Annotated in this window: 10 protein-coding genes and 1 rRNA gene; 9 read left to right on the top strand and 2 right to left on the bottom strand. The window is 56.7% G+C overall.

Annotated elements, in window-relative coordinates; all coding sequences use genetic code 11:
- Positions 1 to 206: 206 nt before the first annotated feature.
- The gene (locus ACESLM_RS29610; RefSeq protein WP_372638120.1) at positions 207 to 1,283 is read right to left on the bottom strand and encodes an EAL domain-containing protein; all 1,077 of its coding nucleotides are present in this window, start codon (positions 1,281 to 1,283) and stop codon (positions 207 to 209) included.
- Positions 1,284 to 1,375: 92 nt separating this feature from the next.
- Here ACESLM_RS29610 and gatC point away from each other — a divergent pair, with 92 nt between their 5' ends.
- The 7 genes from gatC (at position 1,376) to ACESLM_RS29575 (ending at position 8,544) form a co-directional block, all read left to right on the top strand.
- Positions 1,376 to 1,663: an Asp-tRNA(Asn)/Glu-tRNA(Gln) amidotransferase subunit GatC gene (gene gatC / locus ACESLM_RS29605; RefSeq protein ID WP_094050958.1), complete on the top strand. Its 288-nt coding sequence runs from the start codon at positions 1,376 to 1,378 to the stop codon at positions 1,661 to 1,663.
- A gap of 20 nt (positions 1,664 to 1,683) precedes the next feature.
- Positions 1,684 to 3,144: an Asp-tRNA(Asn)/Glu-tRNA(Gln) amidotransferase subunit GatA gene (gene gatA / locus ACESLM_RS29600; RefSeq protein WP_372638117.1), complete on the top strand. Its 1,461-nt coding sequence runs from the start codon at positions 1,684 to 1,686 to the stop codon at positions 3,142 to 3,144.
- A gap of 14 nt (positions 3,145 to 3,158) precedes the next feature.
- Entirely contained in the window at positions 3,159 to 4,592 is a 1,434-nt protein-coding gene (gene gatB / locus ACESLM_RS29595; protein ID WP_372638114.1) for an Asp-tRNA(Asn)/Glu-tRNA(Gln) amidotransferase subunit GatB, read from the top strand.
- Between the two features lie 92 nt (positions 4,593 to 4,684).
- On the top strand, positions 4,685 to 5,161 hold the full coding sequence (locus tag ACESLM_RS29590; protein ID WP_372638112.1) for a GNAT family N-acetyltransferase: 477 nt from the start codon (positions 4,685 to 4,687) through the stop codon (positions 5,159 to 5,161).
- Positions 5,162 to 5,335: 174 nt separating this feature from the next.
- Positions 5,336 to 6,094, top strand: coding sequence for a hypothetical protein (locus tag ACESLM_RS29585; RefSeq protein WP_372638110.1), 759 nt, complete (start codon positions 5,336 to 5,338; stop codon positions 6,092 to 6,094).
- Positions 6,095 to 6,210: 116 nt separating this feature from the next.
- Positions 6,211 to 6,642 (top strand): Fur family transcriptional regulator, encoded by a 432-nt coding sequence (locus ACESLM_RS29580; RefSeq protein ID WP_094050953.1) that lies wholly within the window; start codon positions 6,211 to 6,213, stop codon positions 6,640 to 6,642.
- Between the two features lie 165 nt (positions 6,643 to 6,807).
- The gene (locus ACESLM_RS29575) at positions 6,808 to 8,544 is read left to right on the top strand and encodes a glycosyl hydrolase family 18 protein (RefSeq protein WP_372638106.1); all 1,737 of its coding nucleotides are present in this window, start codon (positions 6,808 to 6,810) and stop codon (positions 8,542 to 8,544) included.
- A gap of 66 nt (positions 8,545 to 8,610) precedes the next feature.
- On the opposite strand, the gene ACESLM_RS29570 is transcribed toward ACESLM_RS29575, so the two are convergent.
- Entirely contained in the window at positions 8,611 to 8,985 is a 375-nt protein-coding gene (locus ACESLM_RS29570) for a DUF2614 family zinc ribbon-containing protein (RefSeq protein WP_372638104.1), read from the bottom strand.
- Positions 8,986 to 9,192: 207 nt separating this feature from the next.
- On the opposite strand from ACESLM_RS29570, the gene ACESLM_RS29565 reads away from it, so the two are divergent.
- Positions 9,193 to 10,071: a nucleotidyltransferase-like protein gene (locus ACESLM_RS29565; protein ID WP_372638102.1), complete on the top strand. Its 879-nt coding sequence runs from the start codon at positions 9,193 to 9,195 to the stop codon at positions 10,069 to 10,071.
- A 291-nt stretch (positions 10,072 to 10,362) separates the two neighbouring features.
- Positions 10,363 to 10,454, top strand: a 16S ribosomal RNA gene (locus ACESLM_RS29560); the annotation flags it as partial.

The following is a 10,454-nucleotide window of genomic DNA, read 5'->3' as shown; positions in this document are numbered from 1 at the left end:
CGGATTATGAACGGCGATCAAGCGGACGAACAGCCGGCGGACGACTCTGGCAAGGAAGTGCTCAGCCGCGAGGAGTTCATACGCCAAGTGAACCTGAAGGCTTGGATCTGATCGGAAAACGCAAAAAAGCATCGGACGTAACGGCTTGCGGGCCGCTCGCGTCCGATGCTTTTTTGCGCTGCGCGGCCCCGGTCCGGGCAGCCGACTTAACCGAAAGGAATCGGAGCTTTTACGGGGACCGGGGTCGCCCGGCCGAACAAGAAGCCTTGGAACAAAGGCACGCCCGCCTGCTTCAAATAGGCCCACTCTTCCGGGCGCTCGATCCCTTCCGCGAGCACGACGCCGTGGAAGCGCGCCGTCCGTTCCAGCAGACGGTCGATATAGCGCTGCTTATCGGGATCTTCGTCGCAGCGGCTCACCCATTTGCGGTCCATTTTCACGTAGTCCGGCTTAAGCCGATCGACGACGTCGAGCGTGGCGTAATCGGTTCCCACGTCATCAAGGGCAAGCCGGACTCCTTCGCGCCGATAAATGTCGAACACGGCTGGAAGCCGAGGGTCGTCCAGAGGTTCCGTTTCCATCACTTCGAAGACGCAGTCGCCGGGATCGGTGCCCGTCTCTTTGATCGCGTCGAACGTGCATCTTAGACAGGTTTCGGGCCGATAGAGGGACGAAGGAAGGAAGTTAACGAATCTTTTCGTCCCTGGCGGGAGGTGCGCCGCGCCCATTCGGATGGCGATCTGCCTGGCTGCCCGGTCGAGGAACGAATGCTGGCCGATTTTCCTGGCGGTCTCGTACAGCTCCGCGGGGCGGAAAGGCGCTTGCTCCGGCATCGGGCGCGTCAGAAACTCGTACCCCGCGACCGCCCCGTCGGGCCGGACGATCGGTTGGAGATACACGGTGAAGTGGCGATGCAAAATGTAGTCGGGAACGCTGACGCCGCCGATCTCTCCGAACAGCTCCGCAAGCGGTATCCAAGCGTCCTCGTCCGGCTCGTCTGCCGAAGAAGGATCGACATGCTCCGGAGCGAACCGGATTCTGCACCGAACCGAGCCGGCATCCGCTGCCGGGACCTGCCGCTGGAGCTTGCTTATCAGACGCAGCAGTTGCTTCTGATCCGCATAGTTCATCTCGAGCGCAGACGATGGAGCGTTCTCAGGAGCTGCGAGCTCCGCGATTGCCCGATGCAGCGAGTCGCGCAGATCCGAGGCTTCGGCGGCGAATTCTACCGTTCCGGCATCCCTGAGCGGGGCGGATGAGAACGCCCGGTGATAGCGAGACATGGCGAATCCCCCTTTTCATTGAGTTCCCTTAGTTTGTCCGATATAATGAAAAGAATGAGCGGAAATGCGGAAATAAGGAGGGTTTCGACAAGATGAGCATTACGATCAAAGACGTCGAGCATGTCGCCAACCTGGCCCGTCTCGACCTGTCCGAAGCGGAGAAGGAGCAGTTCGCGGGACAACTCAACGCTATTCTTAAATATGCCGAGAAGCTGAATCAGCTGGATACGGACGGCATCGAGCCGACAAGCCACGTCCTGCCTCTCGCCAATGTGATGAGAGACGACGAAGTTAGGGATTCCTGGCCGGTAGAGAAAGTTCTTCGCAACGCTCCGGAAGAAGAGGACGGCCAATTCAGGGTTCCCGCGGTTCTGGAATAAAGATTAGGAGGAGCAAAAGCATGTCGGTGTTCGACCTTAGACTGTCCGAATTACATAATCGTCTTCAAAATAAACAATTATCCGTAACCGAGCTCGTCGACCATTCCTTTAAGCGGATCGCCGAGACGGACGGCGAGATCGGCGCGTTCTTGACCTTGAACGAAGAAGGCGCCCGTAAGGAAGCCCAGGCGCTGGACGCCCGGCTGGCCGAAGGCGGGGAACGCGGACTGCTGTTCGGAGTTCCGGCCGGCGTCAAGGACAATATCGTCACGGAAGGCTTGCGCACCACTTGCGGCAGCAAGTTCCTCGACAACCACGATCCGATCTACGACGCGACGGTCGTCTCGAAGCTGCGCTCGGCCCAATCCGTGACGATCGGCAAGCTGAACATGGACGAGTTCGCGATGGGCGGTTCCAACGAAAACTCCGCCTACCGCGCCGTTCGCAACCCGTGGAACCTGGAACGCGTTCCGGGCGGCTCCAGCGGCGGCTCGGCGGCTTCGGTCGCGGCCGGCCAAGTGTATTTCTCGCTCGGCTCCGATACCGGAGGTTCGATTCGTCAGCCTGCGGCTTATTGCGGCGTCGTCGGACTGAAGCCGACTTACGGTCTCGTCTCGCGGTTCGGCCTCGTGGCATTCGCCTCCTCGCTGGACCAGATCGGACCGATCACGAAAAACGTGGAAGACTCCGCCTACGTCCTTCAAGCGATCGCCGGCCACGACCATCGCGATTCGACTTCGGCCAACGTCGACGTTCCGGACTATCTGTCCGCGCTTACGGGCGACGTTAAGGGACTGCGCATCGGCGTGCCGAAGGAGTATATCGGACAAGGCGTCGATCCTCAAGTGAAGGAGCGCGTACTGGAAGCGCTGAAGGTGTTCGAATCGCTCGGCGCCGCTTGGGAGGAAATCTCGCTTCCGCATACGGAATACGCCGTTGCGACTTATTACTTGCTGGCTTCCTCGGAGGCTTCTTCCAACCTGGCTCGCTTCGACGGCGTACGCTACGGCGTGCGCGCCGACAATCCGGCGAATCTGCTCGACCTGTATCGCCGCTCGCGCAGCGAAGGCTTCGGTCCGGAAGTGAAAAGAAGAATCATGTTAGGTACCTATGCGCTGAGCTCGGGCTATTATGACGCTTATTACAAGAAAGCCCAGCAGGTGCGCACCCTGATCAAGCGGGATTTCGACCAGGCGTTCGAGCAGTACGATCTGATCATCGGACCTACGGCGCCAACGACGGCGTTTAAGCTGGGCGAGCAGGTGAACGACCCGCTCACGATGTATTTGAACGATATTTGCACGATTCCCGTCAGCCTGGCGGGAGTGCCGGCGATCAGCGTTCCGTGCGGATTGGCCGAAGGGCTGCCGGTCGGACTGCAAATCATCGGCAAGCCGTTCGACGAGTCGACGGTTCTGCGCGCCGCGCACGCATTCGAAAGCCAAGCCGGTTTCCGCGATCTGCGCCCGGCGCTGTCTTAGGAGGGTCCCCAACCATGTCTAAATACGAAACGGTCATCGGCCTCGAGGTACACGTCGAGCTGCACACGAAATCGAAAATTTTCTGCGGCTGCTCGACTTCCTTCGGAGCGCCGCCGAATACTCATACCTGTCCGGTATGTCTGGGTCACCCCGGCGTACTTCCCGTACTCAACCGTCAAGCGGTGGAGTATGCGATGAAGGCGGCGATGGCGATCAACTGCGAAATCGCGGAATGGTGCAAGTTCGACCGTAAGAATTATTTTTACCCCGATTCGCCGAAAGCGTACCAGATCTCCCAATACGATCAGCCGATCGGACAGAACGGCTGGATCGACATCGAAGTGAACGGCAAGACGAAGCGGATCGGCATTACGCGCCTGCATCTCGAAGAAGATGCCGGCAAGCTGACGCACATCGAAGGCGGCCTCGGTTCTCTTGTCGACTTGAACCGCGTCGGTACGCCGCTCGTCGAAATCGTCTCCGAGCCGGATATCCGTTCGCCCGAAGAGGCGAAGGCTTATCTGGAGAAGCTGCGCGCGATTATGCAATACTGCGACGTATCCGACGTTAAGATGGAGGAAGGCAGCCTGCGATGCGACGCCAACATCAGTATCCGTCCGTACGGGCAGGAGAAGTTCGGTACGCGCGCCGAGCTGAAAAACATGAACTCTTTCCGCGGCGTTCAGCGCGGCTTGGAATACGAGGAGCTGCGTCAGGCCGACATTCTCGACGGCGGCGGAGAAGTCGTGCAGGAGACGCGCCGCTGGGACGAAAACCAGGGCAAAACGTTCAGCATGCGCGGCAAGGAAGAAGCGCACGACTATCGCTACTTCCCCGACCCGGATCTCGTTCGCCTGCATATCGACGACGAGTGGAAGACGCGCGTACGCGCCTCGATTCCTGAGCTGCCGGACGCGCGCCAAGCGCGATATATCGAGAAGTACGGCTTGTCTTCTTACGACGCAGGCGTGCTGACCGCATCGATGAAGCTGGCGGATTTCTTCGAGGAGAGCCTCGAACATACGAGCGACGCCAAAGCGTCGGCCAACTGGATTATGGGCGACTTGCTCGGCTATTTGAATGCGAACAACCTGGAGCTGGACGCCGTCCAGATTACGGGACAAGGTCTGGGCGAGATGATTCAACTGATCGAGAAGGGCACGATCAGCACGAAAATCGCCAAGACGGTGTTCAAAGGCATGCTGGAGACGGGAAAATCCCCGCAGAAGATTGTCGAGGAGCAAGGCCTGGTGCAAATCAGCGACGAAGGCGCCATTCTGGCGATCGTCGACTCGGTCATCGCGGCTAATCCTCAGTCGGTGGAAGATTTCCGCGGAGGCAAGGACAAGGCGATCGGCTTCCTTGTCGGCCAGATTATGAAGGAGACGAAGGGCAAAGCCAACCCGGGTCTCGTTAACAAGCTGCTGATGGACCGGCTGAAGGGCTGAGCGAAATAGCGAATCAACGGCAACTCCCGCACGCAACCCGCGGGATTGCCGTTGTGTCATTTTAGAGAGAGACGAGGGGGCTTGTCCAGTTTATGAAAATCCAATCGCTGAACATTCGGCTGCGGGAGGCGGCCGAGGAAGTATGGGCGCTGCAGCATCCCGCTTACAGGGTCGAGGCGGCGCTGATCGGCGTGGCCGACTTGCCGCCTCTGCGGGATACGATTCAGACGCTGCAGAACTCAGGAGAAATCTTCCTCGGGGGCAGGAATGAGGAGGGTGAGCTGGTCGGCGCCGTATCGTACGAGACCGACGGTCCGGGACGTTTTACGATCTGCCGCGTTATGGTTCATCCCGAATTCATGCGCCAAGGGATCGGCGCGAAGCTGCTGGAGGCGGCGCTGGCCGCGGAGCTCTCGTCGATCATTTGGAGCGTAACGGCGGAGATCCGCAATTTGCCCGCTCTCCGGCTTTACGAGACATTCGGCTTCGAACGCGTGGAGACGTTCGAGCCGGTTCCGGGGATTACGATGGTTCGACTGGTGCGCCAGCTCGCGCCGGAGAAGCTTTGAAGGGCCGGTTCGACCTCCGACTTAAGCCTAGGTTTGCCCCCCGTCCGAGTACCGTTGTTGGGCCCGGCGAGGGCATGCTACAATGAGGCAACAAGCCGGACGCGCGGCAAGATGACTTGCGAGAGACGCACATACCTTCGTCTCGCTGGAATGATACTGTCGGAGGGATAGGCCATGAAAGAATCGGACAATTGGAATCAAGAAGGAGGATTTCCGCCTCCTCCCAGCCCTGATGCGGCTAATGCGGGCGGAGCTGCTCAGCAACGACACTGGCCGCCGGGATACGGAGCGCCGGGGCCATTCCCGTCACGGCTTCCGGAAACCCGAAGGAAGAAGAAAAAGTGGGTCGCGGGATTGCTGGCTTTCTTCGTTCCCGGGATCGGGCATATGTATTTGGGGCTGATGGTTAAAGGCATCGTGCTCATGATGCTGCTCTTCCTGGATATAACGGCCCTTATACAAGCCGCCGAAGGCAGCAACACGCTTCCGGTCGTCCTGCTCTCGTTTCTGATCCCGATCATTTACTTTTACAGCCTGTTCGATGCGATTCAACGCACGGATACCGTCAACGAACGCACCGCGGCCGGAGCGCCTCCTTATGGTTACCGTGCCGATTGGGGACCTTCGCAGGCTCCGGCTCCAGGACCTTATCCGCAGCAGCATGGCAACTGGGAGCAAGCGTCTCCCGAAGCGACATCCGTGCCGCCGCAGTCGCCGCAAGGGCCGCAATCGCAACATGCGCGCAATCTACCGCCCGTCGGCATTCTGGTCGTGGCCGGAGCGGGAGTGCTGATGTTGGTGACGTCGGGAACGGGGTGGACGAACCGGCTGTTCAGCTCCGCGGGCTCGGTGTTCGGGGCTGTTATTTTGATCGGAGCGGGCATCGTTTTCTGGTTCTGGGAAAATCGGGTGCAGAAGAGCAACAGGAACTGAATGGAACGGACTGAAGTTGCGGGGATGTTTCTTCCATTGACAACGACTGAACGCGAAACGTAGAATAAGTTATACGCGCGTCAGTACGCATAAGTTATACGAAAGGCTGTGAGAGCATGGAATCCAAGGTTGAGCATGCCGTGGACCAGCTCAAATCCGGCGGAATCCGGATGACCCCGCAACGATACGCTATACTGCATTACCTGATGGAATCGTATTCGCATCCGACGGCGGACGACATATTTCGGGCTCTTTCTCCGCAATATCCGAGTTTGAGCGTGGCTACCGTTTATAATAACTTGAAATTATTCGTGGATGCGGGACTTGTAAGGGAATTGACTTACGGGGACGATTCCAGCCGATTCGATGCCGATATGTCGGATCATTACCACGTTACCTGCACGAGCTGCGGAACGATCGTCGATATCGATCATCCGCCGGTTATGGAAGTGGAGCGGACTGCGGCCGCCATGACCGGGTTCAGCGTGCTGGGACACCGGCTGGAAATTTACGGGCTCTGCCCGACCTGCAAAGGAATGCATTCTTAAAACCGATGGTAAGAAATGAAGCACGCGGGGCGAAATCTCGGCGTGCTTTTTATTTCGCCTGCGCGAATAGAACTCGGATATTTAGCAACCTGAAAGACGCTAGAATCGTACTTTTATAAGGACATGCTCATCATCCAGTCCAGCAGAAACGGAGTTGAAAAGGAATTGAACAACGAGTTTGCACCCAGAGGGAGGCGTTCCGGCCGGCGTTACGGAAGATGGCTATTCATTATGCTGCTCTTCTTCGCGGCGGCGGGAGGCACGATCTGGTGGAAAATAGCCCACTCGGCCAACACGTCTTACGTCGTTCCGCCCTATGCCGCGCAACCGAATCCGATCTTGTTCCGAGGGGAATGGACCGAGCAGTATGCCCGGGGCGACAAGGAAGGGCTGCTTATTCCGATTACGATCGCTTCGCGTCTGCTAGGCGACGGAGTCCGCTACGAGGAGAAGACGGAAAGCCTTATTTTGACGACCGACACGAAGGTTATGCATTTCAAGACAGACGAGCTCGACGCGACGCTGAATCGCGAACCGTTTACTCTTAGATTCGCGGCCAAGAAGCTGGACGACGTTCTGTACTTGCCCGTAGCTCCGCTGACCGAGCTGTTCGGCATACAGGTGAAGATCGCGGAAACATCCGGTATCGTCACTCTGTACGAGCCGGGAGAAGAAGTGCGTCATGCGAAAGTGCCCGTCAAAAAGGAAAAAGGAATCAAGCTTCGGGAAGGTCCGGACAAATCCTATCCGATCGTCGAAGACTTGGCGGGAGGGACGGACGTTCGTATTATGGAGGAGACGGAAGGGGGCTGGTACAAAGTCCAATCCGAATCCGGACATCTCGGATATATCGCTAAGGATGGAGTCGAAGTAGCCGAATCGGAGACGATTCCTTCCGAGATCGCCGACGAAGAGCCTTTCATTGCCTGGAAGTCGGAGGGCCGGAAAATTAATCTGACCTGGGAAGCCGTCTATTCGGCCAACCCGGATACGGCGAAAATCGGAGAACTGCCCGGAGTCAACGTCGTCAGCCCGACTTGGTTCGAGCTGGTGGACGGCGAAGGAAACATACGCAGCAATGCGGATGCTTCTTACGTGAAATGGGCGCACTCGAAGGGGATTCAAGTCTGGGGGCTGTTCAGCAACGCCTTCGAGCCGGAGCGGACGCACGAAGCGCTGTCCAGCTACGAGTCGCGCCTGACGATGATCAAGCAGATGTTGGCGTATGCCAAAACGTTTAAGCTACAAGGCGTAAACATCGATTTCGAGAACGTCTATACGAAGGACAAGGACAATCTGGTCCAGTTCGTGCGGGAGATGACGCCTCTGATGCACGAGCAAAACCTGGTCGTATCGATCGACGTGACGGGCAAATCGAACAGCGAGATGTGGTCGGCGTTCCTGGATCGGAAGAGATTGGGCGCCAGCGTCGATTTTATGATGCTGATGGCTTACGACGAGCATTGGGCATCCAGCCCGGTCGCCGGTTCCGTGTCGTCGCTGCCGTGGACGGAAAACTCTCTGAGGCGAATTCTGGAAGAGGACGGCGTTCCGCCGAGCAAATTTATTTTGGGCGTCCCTCTCTATACCCGGATCTGGACCGAGGAGCCAAACGGCGAAGGCGGCATCAAAGTATCGTCTAAAACGATGAGCATGAACGCGGTCAACAAGCTGATCGAGGAGAAGAAGCTTAAGCCGGTTTTCTCGGAGGAAACGGGACAGCATTATGTGGAGTTCAAAGAAGGGGAAGCGGTCAAGAAAATTTGGATTGAGGACGCGACTTCCATGAAAGCCAGAGCGGAACTGGTCGGCAAGTACGACCTGGCCGGAGTCGCTTCGTGGCGGCGCGGCTTCGAGACCGCCGATATTTGGGACGTATTGGACGAGATGCTGCAAAAGTAATCATACTAAAATCATAAAGGCGCAAGTCTCCTTAGCATCGGAGAAGCTTGCGCCTTTTTCTTTTGTCTAGGTCTGGGATTGCAAAGGGACTTCCTTGTTGGTGTCCGCGGGTTTCTCCGTCGCTAGCGCCGGATCCCAAGTCAAGATCGTATGGCAGTACATGCAGCGATCCGTCGTGCCGAGCACTTTGGTGCGTTTGCCGCATTCCGGGCATTCCAGCACGGGGGCGCTCGTAGACAGCATACCGATATAGAAGTACATGCCCATGCTGATGAAACAACTGATGATGCCGAGCACCATGAAGATGGCGGCGATGATTTTGCCGACTTCGCCGAACATCAGAATGCCGCTTGTCCCGAAGACCATGACTCCCATTCCGACGAATACGAGCAACAACGCCCAAGTCCGCATTGTCGATATTTTGCTGGCTTTCCATTTCATGTTGTTGTGATCCTCCGTCTTTTAATGAAGCTTGGCCCCGATTCCGGCATGTTACGATATCCTGCTTGCGCAGGTAAGCAGGAAACAGGGCTTGTGTTGTAGAACTACACCATACTTGCAATTTATATTATAGCTCACATTGCCCGGCCAAACCACCTCGGAGGACGTCGCGATGCGGGTTACAATGCTGAACAGAGGTGTGATAACGTGGCGCAAGCGAACATGAAGGGATTCGACATCGAGAGGTTGGCGGAAGAAGAGGCTGCGGTAAGTCTTCTGTTGATTGCCAATCCGTTCTCTCATCAACCGAGAGCGGACGGTCTGGACCGTCTCATTCTGATCGTGAAGGATAACGAGGTCGCCGACAAGGAGATCGAGCATTGGATGTGGGACGATGCCCGGGTCCAGGCTCGGAGGGTTTCGCGCGAGCAGTTGGAGAGCTGGATCGTGGGCAGCTCCAACCGAGGCAGCGCCTATTGGCTCATGAACGGGGAAATCCTGGCCGATCGCGACGGTTATTTGGCAGACTTGCGCAGCCGCCTCATGGATTGGTCTCCTCTTATTAGGGAGCAGAAGCTGCTGAGCGAGTTTTCCCGATTCGTCAGAGGGTATTTGCAAGCGAAGCAGGATCTCAAAGACGGACAGGTGCTGGATGCGTACTCCAATGTGCTCGCGTGTCTTCATTATTGGGCGCATATCGCGTTGGTCGAAGAGGGAATGCATCCCGAACTGACCGTATGGGAGCAGATGCGCAAAGTTAACCCGGGCATTTACAAGCTGTTCGAAGAATTGACGACAAGCTCGGAGACGCTGGAGCAGCGCGTTCAGCTCGTTCTGCTTGCCTGCGAATTTTCCATCATGAACAAAATGGAGACATGCTGCGCGCTGTTGATCCGGCTGATTGCGAGTCGTCACGAGGCGTGGACGCCTGCCGAACTGATGCGGCATCCGGATCTGGCGGGACTGTCCCTGGAGTTGTCCGTTCTGCTCTACAAGCTGGTGAACCGGGGATGCATCCGGGAGATTGCCAAGCCTGCGCTGACGCTCGGTAACGGCATTCTTGAGCTTAAATACACATCCGCATGAGCCTTCATAAAGATAAATCATAAAATGTCGAAAAAACCGTTGACTTGTCCATCCGACCTGTGATAAATTATATCTCGCCGCTGAAAAAGCACTAAGATGCGGACGCGGTGAGAACAAAGAAATGCAAACAAAATTAAAAATAAAGCTTGCATCGAAGGTTTGAACTGTGGTATATTATAAAGGTCGCTGTTAACGCGGTGACGAAATGAAGAAACACCGATTGTTCTTTGAAAACTGAACATTGAGCGTAAGAAACAAAAGCAATACCAGCAGTGAATGAGCGAATCAACTTTCATGGAGAGTTTGATCCTGGCTCAGGACGAACGCTGGCGGCGTGCCTAATACATGCAAGTCGAGCGGATTATCTTGTGTAGCTTGCTACC

It is taken from the genome of Cohnella sp., assembly GCF_041641335.1.
Lineage (GTDB): Bacteria > Bacillota > Bacilli > Paenibacillales > Paenibacillaceae > Cohnella.
Note: the sequence above shows the minus strand (reverse complement) of the source record. Positions and strands in the feature narration are given on the sequence as shown.